Annotated in this window: 17 protein-coding genes; 12 read left to right on the forward strand and 5 right to left on the reverse strand. The window is 41.9% G+C overall.

Annotated features, from left to right (window positions below):
- Nucleotides 1–19: 19 nt before the first annotated feature.
- Complete coding sequence (locus R9C00_17680) at nt 20–433, reverse strand: hypothetical protein (GenBank protein ID WPO33535.1); 414 nt, start codon at nt 431–433, stop codon at nt 20–22.
- Nucleotides 434–572: 139 nt separating this feature from the next.
- On the opposite strand from R9C00_17680, the gene R9C00_17685 reads away from it, so the two are divergent.
- From R9C00_17685 to R9C00_17695, 3 genes are all read left to right on the forward strand, one after another.
- A complete protein-coding gene (locus R9C00_17685; protein ID WPO33536.1) occupies nt 573–1157 on the forward strand; it encodes a TetR/AcrR family transcriptional regulator in 585 nt (194 codons plus the stop codon).
- 96 nt (nt 1158–1253) lie between these two features.
- Entirely contained in the window at nt 1254–2261 is a 1008-nt protein-coding gene (gap, locus tag R9C00_17690; GenBank protein ID WPO38776.1) for a type I glyceraldehyde-3-phosphate dehydrogenase, read from the forward strand.
- A 161-nt stretch (nt 2262–2422) separates the two neighbouring features.
- Nucleotides 2423–2572: a hypothetical protein gene (locus R9C00_17695; GenBank protein WPO33537.1), complete on the forward strand. Its 150-nt coding sequence runs from the start codon at nt 2423–2425 to the stop codon at nt 2570–2572.
- Nucleotides 2573–2625: 53 nt separating this feature from the next.
- On the opposite strand, the gene R9C00_17700 is transcribed toward R9C00_17695, so the two are convergent.
- Entirely contained in the window at nt 2626–2841 is a 216-nt protein-coding gene (locus tag R9C00_17700) for a hypothetical protein (protein ID WPO33538.1), read from the reverse strand.
- A gap of 405 nt (nt 2842–3246) precedes the next feature.
- On the opposite strand from R9C00_17700, the gene dgoD reads away from it, so the two are divergent.
- A complete protein-coding gene (gene dgoD, locus R9C00_17705) occupies nt 3247–4395 on the forward strand; it encodes a galactonate dehydratase (GenBank protein ID WPO33539.1) in 1149 nt (382 codons plus the stop codon).
- A 5-nt stretch (nt 4396–4400) separates the two neighbouring features.
- Nucleotides 4401–5699: an MFS transporter gene (locus R9C00_17710; protein ID WPO33540.1), complete on the forward strand. Its 1299-nt coding sequence runs from the start codon at nt 4401–4403 to the stop codon at nt 5697–5699.
- A 66-nt stretch (nt 5700–5765) separates the two neighbouring features.
- On the opposite strand, the gene R9C00_17715 is transcribed toward R9C00_17710, so the two are convergent.
- The 3 genes from R9C00_17715 to R9C00_17725 form a co-directional block, all read right to left on the reverse strand.
- Nucleotides 5766–6431, reverse strand: a complete 666-nt coding sequence (locus tag R9C00_17715; GenBank protein WPO33541.1) for a hypothetical protein — start codon at nt 6429–6431, stop codon at nt 5766–5768.
- A gap of 158 nt (nt 6432–6589) precedes the next feature.
- Nucleotides 6590–7687, reverse strand: coding sequence for an alkene reductase (locus R9C00_17720; protein WPO33542.1), 1098 nt, complete (start codon nt 7685–7687; stop codon nt 6590–6592).
- A gap of 250 nt (nt 7688–7937) precedes the next feature.
- Complete coding sequence (locus tag R9C00_17725; protein ID WPO33543.1) at nt 7938–8354, reverse strand: OsmC family protein; 417 nt, start codon at nt 8352–8354, stop codon at nt 7938–7940.
- A gap of 866 nt (nt 8355–9220) precedes the next feature.
- On the opposite strand from R9C00_17725, the gene mce reads away from it, so the two are divergent.
- The 7 genes from mce (at nt 9221) to R9C00_17760 (ending at nt 16946) form a co-directional block, all read left to right on the forward strand.
- Nucleotides 9221–9631 carry a methylmalonyl-CoA epimerase gene (mce, locus tag R9C00_17730; GenBank protein ID WPO33544.1) on the forward strand — a complete coding sequence of 137 codons (411 nt, stop codon included), beginning with the start codon at nt 9221–9223 and terminating at the stop codon, nt 9629–9631.
- A 4-nt stretch (nt 9632–9635) separates the two neighbouring features.
- Nucleotides 9636–11198: an acyl-CoA carboxylase subunit beta gene (locus R9C00_17735; GenBank protein WPO33545.1), complete on the forward strand. Its 1563-nt coding sequence runs from the start codon at nt 9636–9638 to the stop codon at nt 11196–11198.
- Between the two features lie 67 nt (nt 11199–11265).
- The gene (locus R9C00_17740; GenBank protein ID WPO33546.1) at nt 11266–11655 is read left to right on the forward strand and encodes an OadG family protein; all 390 of its coding nucleotides are present in this window, start codon (nt 11266–11268) and stop codon (nt 11653–11655) included.
- 30 nt (nt 11656–11685) lie between these two features.
- Entirely contained in the window at nt 11686–12105 is a 420-nt protein-coding gene (locus tag R9C00_17745) for a biotin/lipoyl-containing protein (GenBank protein ID WPO33547.1), read from the forward strand.
- Between the two features lie 55 nt (nt 12106–12160).
- Nucleotides 12161–13315 carry a sodium ion-translocating decarboxylase subunit beta gene (locus tag R9C00_17750; protein WPO33548.1) on the forward strand — a complete coding sequence of 385 codons (1155 nt, stop codon included), beginning with the start codon at nt 12161–12163 and terminating at the stop codon, nt 13313–13315.
- A gap of 250 nt (nt 13316–13565) precedes the next feature.
- The gene (gene scpA, locus R9C00_17755; protein WPO33549.1) at nt 13566–15752 is read left to right on the forward strand and encodes a methylmalonyl-CoA mutase; all 2187 of its coding nucleotides are present in this window, start codon (nt 13566–13568) and stop codon (nt 15750–15752) included.
- A 66-nt stretch (nt 15753–15818) separates the two neighbouring features.
- The gene (locus R9C00_17760; GenBank protein WPO33550.1) at nt 15819–16946 is read left to right on the forward strand and encodes a methylmalonyl-CoA mutase family protein; all 1128 of its coding nucleotides are present in this window, start codon (nt 15819–15821) and stop codon (nt 16944–16946) included.
- The last annotated feature ends 374 nt before the right edge of the window (nt 16947–17320 follow it).

Genomic DNA, 17320 nt, shown 5'->3' on the forward strand with positions numbered 1-17320 from the left:
ATAAAAATATATATTTTTTTTAATCAAACGGTTGTAGATCGGGTTCAACGTACTCATTTTTAGCTTCTTCTGACAAGAAAATATTTATTGAATAATGGCATTCAAGTAAATCTTTGAACTTGTTTTTGAGCCTTGGAAATTCTAAAACAAGTTCTTGAAAGGTATTAGCATGAGATTTCAACATGAAATGATAGACAGCCCGCACAGCCGCTACGGTCACTGTAGCGTTGTATTTATCCTTCGATCCATGAAAACAGGCAAATTTTTGAATTTGCCCACAAATATTTTCAATAGCTTTCTCAATTCCGTAGTTCCTGATGTGGATCCAAGCCAGCCTCAAATGCGCCTCGTGGCTGAAAAGAATAGGATCAATAGTACAATTTGCTAGTCGCTCTTCAAATTCACGGTCGCTTAGTTCAAAATGCTCTTCCATTGTTAATTATTTTTAAAGCCCCACCAATCAATACCAAGCCACGAATATAACTATTAGCCCAACGTAGCCTCAAAAGAATGAACCTTTTTAATTTTGTACCGTTTAGTAAAATATAGAAACAAATGTATATATTTGCCCCATGGCAGGACGACCAAGACAATTTGACGAAGAGGATGTAATCCAAAAAGCAACCGACGTTTTTTGGGAGAAAGGCTATGAGGCCACTTCGGCAGAAGACTTGCTCAAAGCCATGAACATGGGAAAAGGCAGTTTTTACCTGCATTTTAAAGGAGGAAAGGAAGAGCTTTTCAGGAGATCGATGGAGTTTAGAGCCAAACAATCGATGAACAAGATCAAGAGTCGTTTCCTCCAGTCGGAAAACAAGCTAGAAGTTATTAGGTCCTTATTTTTAGAAAGGCTGGCATCCAAAGATTACTTCAGAAACTATGGTTGTTTGTTTGGAAACACGCTAGTGGAAATGGCCAACATCAACGAAGAATTAAAATCCATAGCTGCCGAGCACCTTGGAAATTTGGAAAAAGTTTTTGAAGAAGTGATCGCAGATGCGATAGAAAAAAAGCAGTTCAACACTTCCCACTCGCCAAAGTTTATAGCCAAGCACCTGATTAACACATGGAACGGTATGAACATCACCAAAAGAATGGGCGGACAAGACGAGCTCCTTACGAAAATTGTAAAAATGAACCTTAAAATAATAGAATAAAAAATTTGACCTATTTTGTACCGATTGGTACATATTAAGAAACAATCCTGCAATTTATTTTGTACCAATTGGTACATATTGTTTAACATAAAACACATACAAATGATTAAAATTGGAATTAACGGATTTGGCAGAATTGGCCGATTAGTATTCAGAGCTGCGCAAGAAAGAAAAGACGTAGAAATAGTAGCCATCAACGATTTGCTGGACGTGGACTACATCGCCTATATGCTCAAATATGACTCTACCCATGGAAGGTTCAAAGGCGAAGTAGCGGTGGAAAACGGGAAGCTAGTTGTAAACGGGGAAGAGATACGTGTGACAGCAGAAAAAGATCCTTCGTTTATAAACTGGGGCGAGGTAGGAGCCGATTATATAGCTGAAGCGACCGGCGTATTCCTCACCAAAGAAACTGCGCAAGCGCACTTAGATGCTGGAGCGAAAAAGGTGATCATGACCGGTCCCTCCAAAGATGATACACCCATGTTTGTGATGGGGGTAAACCAAGAAACCTACTCACCAGACATTGACATTGTGTCGAATGCTTCTTGTACCACCAACTGCCTTGCGCCGCTCGCAAAAGTATTGATGGATAATTGGGGCATAGAAGAAGGATTGATGACAACCGTACATGCCGTAACCGCAGCTCAAAAAACGGTAGACAGCCCTTCGGTGAGGTCTTGGCGGGGCGGACGAGGAGCTTATCAGAACATCATCCCTTTCTCTACGGGTGCTGCGAAAGCTGTTGGGAAAGTGATCCCAGAGCTCAATGGAAAAGTAACGGGCACTTCTTTCCGAGTCCCAGTCCCCAACGTATCGGTGGTCGATTTTACCGTAAGGCTAAGCAAGCCCACGACTTTTGAAGAAGTAAAAGCCGTTTTCAAATCTACAGCCAATACCAGCCTGAAAGGTATTTTGGGTTACACCGAAGATGCTGTGGTTTCAACCGACTTTTTGGGAGATGAGCGCACTTCGATTTTTGATGCCGATGCAAGTATTATGCTCTCACCAACATTCTTAAAAGTTATCTCTTGGTACGACAATGAATGGGGTTATTCTAACAAAGTATTGGATTTGATAGAATACATGTCGGCTAAGTCATAACCAAAAGCTAAAAAAAGGATGAAGCGCTTTTTTGATGAATTGGTGCTTCATCTCCTAATTTATTTCGCAAAATGGCTCTTTTTCTACATGAAAATATGCTAACTATTTGATAATTAGCTAGAAAGTTCTTAATTGCGTATTCACCTCAAAATAAAACCGCAATGGATCCCGAAAGAACGTTACGTAAATTACTAAATGAAAAGGCCATCACTTCTACTTGGAAAAAAGCCCGAGGAGTGAAAGATGAAATTAGGGACTTACAAACCATGCTGTATGTCAACTCCCGCTGCATGCATGATGAAAACCACTAGTCAGAACCTGTGAAAGGATTCCTAACGGTCATCCGAGAAGACCCTATCTGCGCTTAGGAGGGGATTTTAGAAGCAAAGATTCTGTCCACATCGACGATGCCCTCAACAAAAGGGACATGGATGCCTGGAAGAAGGCGTTTGTAGAGATCACTGAGTTTAGGAAACGTAATGGGGGTTAAGATATATAAGAGATGACTTTCATCTCCCATGCCCCATTCCTTGTCGATAAAAGCATTCACGGTATAATGGATAAACCCAATCAGTCCCATTTGTTAGTAGGCAACTTGCTCTGTCCGAGGGATTACACCAGAAGGTGGTGGAGGAACTTGTGCAGCTACTTTTTTCTCACAGGAAAAAAAACTGATAATAAACACAAGGGCAATCAGGTTCAATAGCTTTCCATTTTCTTGGGGCGTAGTGAAGTAATTAAAAATATGCTTCTCCTTAAATAAGCTAAAAGGAAGGACAATGGCAAGAATTGGAGGCAGTAAGGTTCACAAATTGAACCTGTTAGGACAATAACAGACTAAGACAAGTTGCGCAAAGGTTTTCACACAAATCATGTATTCATATCCTTACTTTCTACCTATCAATTCATACCTTTAGAAGCTTGTCTAAAACTTACTAATAACATTCTTTAGCGCAAAACATAACTAAACCGTATCTAAATAAATATGAAAATCAGAAGTTTTGAATTGTTCAAAGTTTCGCCAAGATGGCTATTCCTCAAAATTGATACCGACGAAGGAATATCAGGGTGGGGCGAACCGATAGTAGAAGGAAAAGCCGACACTGTGAAAGCTGCCGTGGAGGAACTAATGCAGCAGATGATAGGGAAAGATCCTATGCACATTGAAGACCATTGGAATACGCTTTACCGAGGCGGTTTTTATCGAGGCGGTCCCGTTTTTATGAGTGCCCTCTCAGGTATCGACCAAGCCCTTTGGGATATAAAAGGCAAGTTTTTCAATGCCCCTATCTACGAACTAATGGGCGGAAAAACCCGAGACAAAATCCAAGTTTATTCATGGATTGCGGGTGATAGGCCATCGGACGTAGCCAACCAAGTATTGGAAGCGAAAAAGAACGGGTTCACCGCCGTGAAGATGAATGCTACCAATGAGTTACAAATTATAGATTCTTACAGTAAAATAGAATGGGTGCTGGAAAGAGTTGCCCAGCTCCGTGAGGCGGTTGGTTATACCGTTGATGTGGGGATCGATTTCCACGGAAGGCTGCACAAAGCGATGGCAAAAGTGATGGCAAAAGAGCTGGAGCAATTCCACCCTATGTTTATAGAAGAGCCAGTGCTTCCAGAAAATAACGAAGCCCTAAAAGCAATAGCAAATATCACTTCTATTCCGATAGCCACGGGCGAGCGTATGTTTAGCCGTTGGCAGTTCAAAGACCTATTGGCAAGCGGAGCAGTGGATATCATCCAGCCCGACCTTTGCCATGCAGGAGGCATTACCGAGTGCAAAAAGATTTTCTCGATGGCCGAAGCTTATGATGTAGCCGCTGCGCCCCATTGCCCGCTAGGGCCTATTGCACTGGCAGCTTGCTTGCAAGTAGATGCTTCTTGCTACAACGCCTTTATCCAAGAGCAAAGCTTGGGTATTCATTACAACCGAGGAAGCGACTTGCTCGACTACATAGTGGACAAATCGGTGTTCAAGTATGAAAATGGTTTTGTCAATATTCCTTCTGGCCCTGGGCTAGGCATTGAAGTAAATGAGGAATATGTTAGGAAAATGGCAAAAGAGGGGCACAACTGGAAAAATCCAGTATGGCGTCATGAAGATGGGAGCGTAGCAGAATGGTAGGAACAATGACTAACAAAACCGAAAATAACAAACCGACGAAAGTTCGGTATACAATTTTGGCTGCTGTTTTTGTGAACGTAGTGATCAACTACATGGACCGGAGCAATATCTCCGTGGCCGCACCGTTTATCAGCAAAGAGCTTGAACTTGACACAGTACAGATGGGGTATATTTTCTCCGCATTTGGCTGGACATATGCTACGTTACAAATCCCCGGTGGGGTGCTGGCCGATAGGCTTGGCATCAAAATGCTGTACAGTATCTGCCTGATAGGCTGGTCTATAGCCACCATATTGCAAGGGTTTGCCGTAGGTTTCGTGGTAATTGTTGCCTTGCGGATTTTGATTGGAGCTTTTGAAGCACCTTCGTACCCAATGAACAACCGCATAGTAACAAGCTGGTTTCCCGACAACGAACGTGCGGGGGCAATTGCCCTTTACACTTCTGGGCAGTTTATCGGCTTGGCATTTCTTACGCCAGCCCTCATTGCCATCGAACACTACTTTGGTTGGCGTGCGCTCTTCTTCCTAACTGGAGGAATAGGGTTGCTATGGGGAGTAATATGGTACTTTTTCTACCGCTCTCCCACTCAGCACAAAGGCGTGAACAAGGCTGAACTTGCACATATAGAAGAAGGTGGAGCAATTCTGGACGACGCCGAATCAGAAGGCGATGAAGAGGAAAAATTCCAATGGAGCCATTTGGCATTGGTGCTGAGCAAGCGAAAACTTTGGGGCGTTTACTTAGGGCAGTTTGGCTTAGGCGCTACCCTGATCTTTTTCCTAACTTGGTTTCCAAAATACTTGGTAGAATACAAAGGAATGGACTTTCTTCAATCAGGAATAATGGCATCCATCCCCTTTATATTTGCCTTTTTTGGAGTCTTGCTTTCAGGCTTCGTATCCGATTACCTGACCAAAAGAAACGTATCGGTTGCCACGGCTCGAAAAGCACCGATAGTAACAGGACTGCTCCTCTCTACCTCCATTATAGGGGCAAACTATACCTCTGACCCGTTTTGGGTAACCTTCTTTATGTCCACCGCTTTTTTTGGGAATGGCCTGGCCTCCATCGCTTGGGTGTTTGTTTCCCTACTAGCACCAAAAAAACTGATTGGGCTAACAGGAGGAACATTCAATTTCATTGGAGGGCTTTCCACTATAGTCGTTCCCATTACCATTGGTTTTTTGGTGAAAGATGGGGACTTTGCCCCAGCACTGGTCTTCATCTGCGCACTGACCCTTATGGGGGCAATGAGCTATATTTTCTTGGTGGGTAAAATCAAGAGGATTGAGATGGAGTAAGAGCATGTCTAAATAGTTTGTATAAAAATAAGTGGTGATATGTATTATAATATCACCACTTATTTTTTACTTAATATCCTCTTCCAAACTGATACCCATAGACTTATCTCCATACCTTGTAGGAATCATATAAATAAAATCAGCCTTATCTTTAACAGTAACTGGAATTTGGTCATATAATGAGTCAAAAACTAGGTTTGATAAATTTACACTAATAGGTCGGTTTGAGTTATACTCTAGCTTTTGCATTGAATCACCTTCAACTTTGAAAAGATTTGGAATTATTGCGGAACTACTTGCATGTAAGTAGAAAAACAAATCATCATTACCTTTATTCACTACTACTGGCTCAACTTTATCAAAAAAGTAATAACCATCCAATATCTCATTATAATAAGCATCTACGAAAGCCAGTTTTATCACATTGATATCCTTTTCAGCAGATGAATTATATAGCTCTACTAAATCGTTTTTGCGGTCCTCACGAACCTGAACAGAACCTATTACTTCATCAAATTGGATGCTATCCATAAGCCCTAATACTTTATCCAGCTCGGCTTTAAACCTAACATCCCTCGTTAGATTACCATTTCCTGCCACAAAGCCGTCAAGGCGGATTTTTTTAAAATTCAAATAATTCACCAATGCTGTATCTTTCTCTTCTTCTTTCGAAGTTGAGCATGAAGCCATACAGACTGATAATAAAATAATAAACTGAATTCGATGTAGCATTTAAGCAAGATTTAGAATTAAAGATGGATTTTTTCAAATGTAAATTAAAACAATGTAAAGCTTGATAAAACCCATTTTCTTATCATCAAAAAAAGCCGACAGGGCTTCCCCCATCGGCTTTGGCAATTGTGGTTGATATTGATAGCTGGTAATTCAATTTATGCTTTTGCTTGTTCCAAAGCGGAGTAATCGGTATAGCCTTTTTCACCAGGGGTGTAGAACGTATCCATATCGGGAGCTTGAAGTTCCGCACCAGCTTTCATTCTTGAAACCAAATCGGGATTAGAAATAAATGACCTGCCGAAAGCGACCAGATGTCCCAAACCTTCTTCCAAATCTGCCTCGGCTTTTTGCTTATCGTACCCACCACTGATAATGAACGTGCCGCCAAAAGCATCCCTTATTTTTTCTTTGATAGCAACAGGGACTTCAGGGGCACCCATTGCCGAATGATCTACAATGTGAATGTACGCCAAACCTATTTTCCCAAGTTCTGCAGCAAGTGTAGTGTAAGCTTCTTCCAACTCATCGTAAACGGGAGTTACTCCATTAAACACACCATAAGGAGAAACCCTGATCCCTACCTTGTCTGCACCTATGGCATCGGCCGAAGCTTGGGCAACTTCTAATACAAACCTTAATCTATTTTCCACACTACCTCCATATTCGTTGGTAAGCTGGTTGGTGCCTGGATTTATGAACTGCTCTAGCAAATACCCATTGGCTGCATGCAGCTCAATCCCATCAAAACCAGCTTCAACGGTATTTTTAGCCGCATCCACAAATTCTTGCTTAGCTTGGGCTATGTCATCAGTATTCATCAACCTCGGTTGGGTATGCTCTTTGAGACCTTCTTGATCGGTGTACATTTCCCCAGGAGCAACTTCTGCCGTTGGAGCTACTACCTCAGCCCCTTCTGGCAAGTTGAGCACATGCCCTACCCTGCCCGTGTGCATCAACTGAATAAAAATCCTTGAATTATTTTCGTGCACAGCACTAGTTACCTTTTTCCACCCCTCAACCTGCTCCGTCGTGAAAATACCGGGGATGCGCGAATAGCCCAAACCATTGACCGAGGGAGATGCTCCTTCGGTAATGATCAAACCTGCTTCCGAACGCTGGCGGTAATACGTCGCCATTAAGTCATTAGGGGCATTATCGATAGCTCTGCTACGTGTCATAGGCGCCATCACTACTTTATTCTTAAGTGTTACGTTTCCTAGTTTTGCTTCTTTAAAAAGGATTGAGTCTTGCATGAGTTTTTATTTATATGTCTATACATTAAATAGATAGACACTAAACTGCGGCACACTTTTTAAAGTTTCAAAAATTGAAGATTTTTTTGAAAAAAAATGCCACGACCCGCCCAGAAGCTGCTCGGCTTCCACAGACCCAAACAACCCAGATGAATTTGGAAGCTTACAAAGGACAAATTCAATAAAAAAAATCCTTTGCGAGAGTACTAACTCTTGCAATGGATTTTTATCTTTTTCAATAAGAACACCCTTACCCAACTATCTCATAAGAATGGGTGATGTTGGCTGTTGGCTCTAGTGTTTTGGAAACAGAACAATATTTATCCATTGAAAGCTGAATGGCTCTCTCTACCTTGACCGAATCAAGATCTCCACCCAAGGTAAAATGAATATTGATATCTGTGAAGAGTGAAGGCACTACATCGGCATCTCGGTCGCCATCTACTGTTATCTTAATACTCTTCAGGTCTTGTTTCTGCTTCTTAAGAATGCTTATCACATCAATGGCGCTGCAACTTCCTACGCCCGCCAACAAAAGCTGCATAGGGCGCATCCCTTTATTATGTCCGCCAATAGCTGGCGAGCCGTCCAATTCTATTTTGTTGCCGTCTTCGTTTTCGGCTATCATGTGGAAATCTTCGTCCACCCGGTTTATTTCTATTTTCATTGTGCTAATTTTTTGTGGCTAAAATACACTGTAATCTAGGTAACCCAAAGTATTAATTGGAATCAAGCATCAACTATACAGCCCTTACGGAAGATTGCTAGTTGCTGGATGCTAGTTACTAGTGAAGAGTTTTTAATAATTTCGATGCTGGATTAGTCCTCATAAACACCTAAAAATAAGATGGATTACACTTTTAAAAAGGAACTACTCTATCGTGTTTTTATACATTAATTGGTGTTTAAAATCCATAAAAATACGGGCACTAAATTATCAAATTTCTTCTTTTTTTTACACCACCCCCTTAAATAGAAAAAAGCTATCCCAAAGGGATAGCTCTTAACAACCACAATTATTAAAACTACAACAATCAAATATTTTTACGGGACTGAGCCCAAAAAGATTTATCTATTCTTATAAATAATTAATCTGACATTAACCACAATTGCAATGGCTGTGCCTAAACAATATAAACATCTACATATCAACTTTTTATACTCAAATCAAACTATTGGCATGTCATTTAACTTGTCCGCTTCCGTGAATATTATGTTCAATACCGTACATATTTTAAATTTGCCAAGGCGAGTATTAATAAACACCGCAAAACTTGCTCACATTTGCTTTACAGGGTATTTCAAATTATAAAATATCTACAAAACAAATATTCACAATACCTTAACACACAAAATTTTATAAAACACAACAAAGGATTTTATTACAATTAATTCCTCGCTAAAGGACAAAACATAAGGTTTCTATCATAGAAACATTCATAAAAAAACATGACAGGTATCATAACTTACCTTACAGGGCTTGTTTAGCTTTGGACGTGTTTAAAAATAATCCATTTAACTGTTTTTAATAACATGATACCCACACATATAGAACACCTCGGGATAGCGGTAAAAAACCTCGAAGAATCTATCAAGTACTATGAAGAAGTACTTGGTATGAAATGTTACAGTATTGAAGAAGTAGCAGAACAAAAAGTGAAAACAGCTTTTTTTCAAGTTGGACAAACTAAAATAGAGCTACTAGAATCAACCGATCCTGAAGGACCCATTGGGAAATTTATCGCCAAAAAAGGCGAGGGAATCCACCATATAGCCTATGCAGTGAAAGACCTACAAGGAGTACTAAACACTGTGAAAGACAAGGGCGTAAGGCTTATTGACGAGAAGCCTCGCAAAGGTGCTGAAGGGCTAGATATTGCCTTCCTTCACCCAAAATCTACACAAGGAGTTTTAACAGAATTATGCGAAAATAAAGCAGAATAAAAACATGGCAACTAACAGCGAAAGAATTAAAGAGCTTATTGACAAAAGGAAAGAAGCTCGCTTGGGTGGTGGCGAAAAACGTATTGACGCACAACATGCTAAAGGCAAATTTACTGCCCGCGAACGTATCGAAATGCTATTGGACGAAGGCAGCTTCGAGGAATACGACATGTTTGTAACACACACTAGTACCGACTTTGGGCTTGACAAACAAAAGTACCTTTCAGATGGTGTAGTAACAGGTCATGGCACGATCGACGGTCGTATCGTATTTGTTTACTTCCAAGATTTTACCGTATTCGGCGGCTCTCTTTCTAGGGCGTACGCCAGAAAGATCTGTAAGATTATGGACCAAGCCATGAAAGTTGGAGCGCCTATTATAGGCATCAACGATAGTGGTGGAGCTCGTATCCAAGAAGGCGTGAAAAGTTTGGCGGGTTATGCCGACATTTTCCAGAGAAACATCATGGCTTCGGGCGTTGTCCCTCAGCTTTCTGCTATTTTCGGCCCTTGTGCTGGTGGTGCGGTGTACTCTCCTGCCCTTACCGACTTCATCATTATGGTGGACAAAACTAGTTACATGTTCGTAACTGGACCTAAGGTATCAAAAACGGTTACTGGTGAAGATATTACCGACGAGGAATTGGGTGGAGCTACTGTCCATGCTACCAAATCAGGTGTTACCCACTTCGTAGCAGAAGACGAGGAAGAAGGGCTACTTCTCTTGAGAAAATTGATGAGCTACTTGCCACAAAACAACCTCGAAGATCCTCCATTGACTACTTGTGAAGACCCAATTGACAGATTGGACGATCACTTGAACGAGATCATTCCTGAAAGCGCCAACGTACCTTACGACATCAAAGACATCATCTATTCTATTGCCGATGACGGAGAGTTCTTGGAAGTTCAGAGACAATATGCAAGGAACATCGTAGTTGGTTATGCCAAATTTAACGGAATGCCAGTAGGTATTGTAGCCAACCAGCCAAGTTACCTAGCTGGTGTGCTTGATATAGATGCTTCAAGAAAAGCAGCAAGGTTTGTTCGTTTCTGCGATGCCTTCAACATTCCAATCCTTACTTTAGTAGACGTACCAGGTTTCTTACCGGGCAGTACCCAAGAATATGGTGGTATCATCATCCACGGAGCCAAATTGCTTTATGCTTATGGCGAAGCTACCGTACCTAAAGTGACTATCATTACCCGTAAGGCGTATGGTGGTGCTTATGATGTAATGAGTTCTAAACACCTTAGAGGTGACATCAACTACGCTTGGCCATCTGGCGAAATTGCGGTAATGGGACCAAAAGGTGCTATCGAAGTTCTTCACTTCAGAAAACTGAGAGAACTCGAAGATCCGAACGAGAAGGAGAAATTCTTAACCGAGAAAGAAGATGAGTATCGTGAGAAATTTGCCAACCCATACGAGGCAGCAAAATATGGATACATTGATGACGTGATCGAGCCTAGAAACACAAGGTTCAGGGTGATTAGGGCATTCCAAACGCTCGCTACCAAAAAGGATAGCAACCCACCAAGAAAACACGGAAACATTCCATTGTAATTAAAATTCGCTGCGGCTTTTCTTAGCCGCAGCTATATTTTCTGCCATCAAATCAAACAGAGAAAAAATGCTAAGTTTTATAGATTTATCATTGATAGACGAAGAAGGGATCATGCTCTCCGTAGTTGGATACTTAATTGTATTCACAGCCCTTGTTGTCTTGTATTTGGTTTTTAGTAGTGTCCCAAAAGTTCTTGCGCTCATTATGAACGCACCAAAGCCTAAGCTTAAAAAAGCTGCGGCAGAAGGAGCTACTGAAGATAAGCCAAAAAAGCTTACAGGCGAGGTAAATGCTGCTATTAGCACCGCATTGTTCCTTTATTTTAACGAACAGCACGATGAGGAGGATCCGATCATAACCATCGAAAAAACTTCAAGGACCTATTCCCCTTGGAGCTCTAAAATTTATAGCGTGCACCGAAGGGATCTTCCAAATTACCACCTCCCTTCTGTTTAATCCTAATTTTAAACTGTATTTACTACTGCCATGAAAAATTATAAATTCACGATAAACGGCAACGACTACCAAGTCAATATCAAAAACTTTGAAGATAATATTGCCGAAATCGAAGTAAACGGAACCGAATACGAAGTACAACTTCACCAAGAAGTTAAAAAAACCAAAACTCCTAGACTTGTTAGGGCAAAAACCCCAACTACGAGCAAGCCAAAACCACTTGCTACTGGAGGCGCTCTAAAGCAAATCAAAGCACCACTCCCAGGTACTATCATCGCTCTTATGGTAAAAGAAGGGGACACTGTGAAGAAAGAAGATACGCTATTGACAATGGAAGCCATGAAAATGGAGAACAAAGTACTTTCTGAAGCTGGCGGGGTAATTAAGTCTATCAAAGTAGCTACAGGCGAAAGCGTGCTACAAGGACAAGTCTTGGTAGAGATTGAATAATTTTTTTGTTTTTTGAACATAAAGCTGCACTGCAGTTTTGAACATAACATAGAACATGGACGGTTTATTAAAATTTTTAGAATATTCAGGGTTCGCCAATGTTACCGCCGGTCACTTAATTATGATAGCAGTTGGGCTGATCTTCATCTATCTGGCTATCAGGTATGAATATGAGCCATTGCTATTAGTGCCCATCGGGTTTGGTGTAATCATAGGCAACGTGCCTTTTGTAGAAGGCGCAGGACTTCAAATCGGTATTTACGAAGACGGAAGTGTGCTCAACTATCTCTACCAAGGGGTATTGAAAGGGATCTACCCTCCTCTCATTTTCTTGGGAATTGGGGCGATGACCGACTTTTCCACGTTGATTTCCAGCCCTAGACTGATGCTTTTAGGAGCTGCTGCTCAAATCGGTATTTTCTTAACCTTTTTAGGTGCGCTTACTTTAGGTTTCTCTCCAGCAGAAGCAGGCGCAATTGGTATCATTGGCGGTGCAGATGGCCCTACAGCGATCTTTATCTCCTCCAAGCTGGCAAACGGACTTAATGGGACTCAAAACCTGATTGGTCCAATTGCTATAGCAGCTTACTCTTACATGGCTCTTGTGCCGGTAATCCAGCCGCCTATCATGCACTTGCTTACTAGCAAAAAAGAGCGCCTTATAAGAATGAGACCTCCTAGAGCGGTTTCTAAAGTAGAGAAAATACTTTTCCCTATCGTAGGACTTTTGCTTACAGGTTTCATTGCTCCGGGTGCATTGCCATTGCTAGGTATGCTTTTCTTCGGTAACTTATTGAAAGAATCAATGGTGACCAACCGTTTGGCAGAAACAGCAAGAAATGCCATGATTGACTCCGTAACTATCCTTTTGGGTGTAACGGTAGGCGCATCTACTCAGGCAAGTGTATTCTTAACCGAAAAATCAATCTTGATTTTCGTACTTGGTGCACTATCCTTCGTAATAGCTACGGCTGGCGGTTTGTTATTCGCCAAGTTCATGAACTTGTTCTTAAAAGGAGATGGCAAAATCAACCCACTGGTAGGTGCAGCAGGTGTTTCTGCCGTGCCAGATAGCGCAAGGGTTGTGCAGCACGAAGGCTTGAAAGCCGACCCAACCAACCACTTGCTCATGCACGCCATGGCACCAAACGTATCTGGTGTGATTGGTTCTGCGGTGGCTGCAGGTATTCTATTGAGCTTCCTCAGCTAAAAACCTAACGGAGGGCATTTTTCTTTGCCCTCCCCTTTCTTACTTTTGATCATCATTAGAGGTTAACCATTCGCTAACCTCTCTTTGCAATAGGCAAAGAATCCAAAGAAGTTGTTCGAATTGTTTTTTTCAAAATTATAATCCGCTAATTTGTTCGAAAATGGGGCAAAGGGACGATTTAACTTGAACCGAATAACTCGAACTATTTCTAACTGAAAGCCTAGTTTAAAAAATCAGTAAAAAGAGACTTATGAAACCAGATTTTAAGAACATCTCGTTTGACGAGGTAAAAAAACAGGCTGCTAATTTTGGCGTAGAAAGCCCAAGCTCGGCGCCCATTTGGGGCACTGCCGAAAAAATTGGCGTCAAACCTGTATTCAATGCAGGAGACATTGCTGACTTAACACACCTGAATTATGCTGCTGGTATCCCTCCTTACCTAAGAGGTCCGTATTCTACCATGTATGTGATGCGCCCTTGGACCATCCGCCAGTATGCAGGCTTTAGTACAGCTGCCGAATCCAACGCATTTTATAGAAGAAATTTAGCTGCAGGCCAAAAAGGTCTTTCAGTAGCATTTGACCTTGCCACGCACCGTGGCTACGACTCCGACCACCCTCGTGTGGTAGGCGATGTGGGAAAAGCTGGGGTTGCCATCGACTCGGTAGAGGATATGAAAATCCTTTTCGACCAAATCCCATTGGACAAAATGTCTGTTTCGATGACCATGAACGGTGCCGTGCTTCCTATTATGGCTTTTTACATAGTAGCGGCCGAAGAGCAAGGTGTTGATAGAAGCTTATTGAGCGGAACTATCCAAAATGATATTTTGAAGGAGTTTATGGTGAGAAACACCTACATCTACCCTCCTCTTCCTAGTATGAAGGTTATCTCAGATATCTTCTCTTATACTTCTAGGCACATGCCTAAATTCAACTCCATCAGTATTAGTGGTTACCACATGCAAGAAGCAGGTGCTACCAACGATATTGAGCTAGCCTACACACTAGCCGACGGATTGGAATACATAAAAACAGGTATAAAAGCAGGTTTGAAAGTAGATGATTTTGCACCTCGTCTTTCCTTCTTCTGGGCAGTGGGCATGAACCACTTCATGGAAATTGCTAAAATGAGAGCAGGCCGTTTGCTTTGGGCTAAAATTGTAAAACAATTCGATCCTCAAAACAAAAAGTCAATGGCTTTGAGAACCCACTCTCAAACTTCTGGCTGGTCGCTTACCGAGCAAGATGCCTTCAACAACGTAGGCAGAACGTATGTTGAGGCAATGGGTGCTGCTTTGGGCCACACCCAATCGTTGCACACCAACTCGCTTGATGAAGCCATCGCTCTTCCAACCGATTTCTCTGCAAGAATAGCGAGGAACACCCAAAAGTTCATCCAACAAAAAACAGATATCTGTAAGGTAGTGGATCCATGGGGCGGTAGTTATTATGTGGAATATTTGACCAACCAATTGGTAGAAAGCGCTTGGAAATTGATCCAAGAAGTAGAAGACCTTGGTGGTATGGCAAAAGCGATTGAAAGCGGATTGCCAAAAATGAGAATTGAAGAAGCCGCAGCTCGCCGTCAAGCAAGAATTGATGCTGGCAAAGACGTGATTGTTGGTGTAAACAAATACCAAACGAAAGAGGACAAAGAATTTGAAATCCTCGAAGTTGATAACGGAGCGGTTCTCCAAGGTCAGATAGAGCGCTTGAAAGAAATAAGGGCGAACAGGAACGAAGAAGATGTTCAGTCTGCCTTGAGAGCAATCACCGTTTGTGCTGAGAAGAAAATGAACGACACCGATGACTCTAGCAACGATGCTGAGAACCTATTGGCACTGGCCGTAGACGCAGCGAGAAAACGTGCTACGCTAGGTGAAATTTCTGATGCACTTGAAGTGAAATTTGACAGATACAAAGCAGTGATCAGATCTATTTCTGGAGTTTACTCTGCAGAAGCTGCTGGCAACGATTCTTTTGAAGAAGCAAAATCTCTTTCCGATAAGTTTGCCGAAGTAGAAGGCCGTCGCCCAAGGATCATGGTTGCAAAAATGGGACAAGACGGTCACGACCGTGGCGCCAAGGTAATTGCTACCAGTTTTGCCGACTTAGGGTTCGATGTAGATATGGGACCTCTTTTCCAAACACCTGAAGAAGTTGCCCGCCAAGCAGCAGAAAACGATGTTCACGTAATTGGTGCTTCGTCGTTGGCAGCTGGTCACAAAACGTTGATCCCAACGCTCATAGGCGAGTTGAAAAAGATTGGCCGTGAGGATATCAAAGTAGTAGCAGGTGGGGTAATTCCTCCGAAAGACTACGATTTCCTTTACGAGGCTGGAGTAATCGAAGTATTCGGTCCAGGAACAGTAATCTCTACAGCAGCTAAGAAAATCTTGGAAGATCTCTTGGAAGAATACGCTGAAGAGGCATAAACTGGAAAAGGTGGGCAATGCGACCCACCCCATTCACTGTTTTCAACTTTAAAATTTAAGACGAAAATGAGCAATAACGATAAAAATTTATTCAGCGACTTCAGCCCTGTTACCGCAGCGGAATGGAAGGAGCAAATCATCAAAGATTTGCGTGGCAAAGACTACGACGAGTCCTTGGTTTGGAAAACCGATGAAGGTTTCGACATCAAGCCTTACTACACAAGCGAAGACTTGACCCCTGAGGCAAAAGCCTTCCAAAATACCGCTTTTGATGCCAACGAAGTACTTGGTGCAAGAGCATGGGTAAACAGCCCGAAAATAAACGCTTCGGATGCCAAAGAGGCAAACAGAAAAGCACTTTTGGCACTAAAAAGCGGTGCTGATGGCGTGCTGTTCGAAGTAGGCGATGCTGTTGATTTAGCAGTGTTGTTGGAAGGAATAGAACTTCCTTACTGCGCAGTTTCTTACTCGCTAAGCGGAAACCCTGTTGCCTTTGCCAATGCACTGGCTGCTTATGTAAGCGAGAAAGGATACGACCCTGCGGCGGTTAAAGGGCTCCTCTCCTACCCCGTAGCCAATGCCGACGTTGCAGGAGTGTTCGATGCACTTGCTTCACTCCCAGCTTTCAAAGCTTTTGTAATAAAAGGAGCAGTTGATGCAACTTTGCACGGAGATTTGGGAGACCTATTGGCCCAAACAACTGCTTTGGTTGACAAATTAGAAGGAAAAGATGTAAAAGCTGTTTTTGATAAGATAGCTTTCAGCGTACAGGTATCGAACAACTACTTTGGCGAAATAGCCAAGCTAAGAGCCTTGAGAACGTTGGTGCAGCAAATAGCCAAGTTCTACGGAGCTGAAATAAGCCCTGTGGAAGTTACTATCCAAGGAAGTACAACCATCATCATAGACGAGGAGACCAAGGAAGACCCGTATTTGAACATGCTTTCGAATACTAGCCAAGCCATGTCGGCCGTGATTGGTACTTGTAATTACTTGACCATTTTGCCCCATAACGAAGGTCTGGAAGAAGTGGACGATTTTGCTGATAGGATAGCAAGAAACATAAGCAACATGCTAAGGGAAGAATCTTATTTCGATAAGGTTGCCGATCCTGCTGCTGGTTCTTATTACATTGAAAGCTTGACTGCCCAGCTTGCCGAAAAAGCATGGGAAGCATTTCAAGCGCAGTTGTAAACAACGGATTATTTTACATAAAACACCAAAGCCATCCTAAAAATTTAGGATGGCTTTTTTGTAACCAACATCAAAATATACTTTTTAAAAGATAAAATATCACTTTTCTAACAATACACATCCTTCTTCTCCCATAGTGGGAAAAGGAGTCTTTGTAAAAGAAAAACAGAGGTATACTCATCACTGAGTTTTGACAGGGGAATAAAAATTGAGGATTTTCCTAAAAAAAGTAAAGAATTAAAGGTTAATAAGCCCATCTTTAAAAATTAATCATCCCCTTATGCTGTACTAAGCTAAAAACCAGTAGTTTTACATCATAAAGCACGCCACCCTCTCAAGATTTTGCTTAACACTTTTTCACAAAATCTATCATA

The sequence above is a fragment of the Flammeovirgaceae bacterium SG7u.111 genome (assembly GCA_034044135.1).
GTDB lineage: Bacteria > Bacteroidota > Bacteroidia > Cytophagales > Flammeovirgaceae.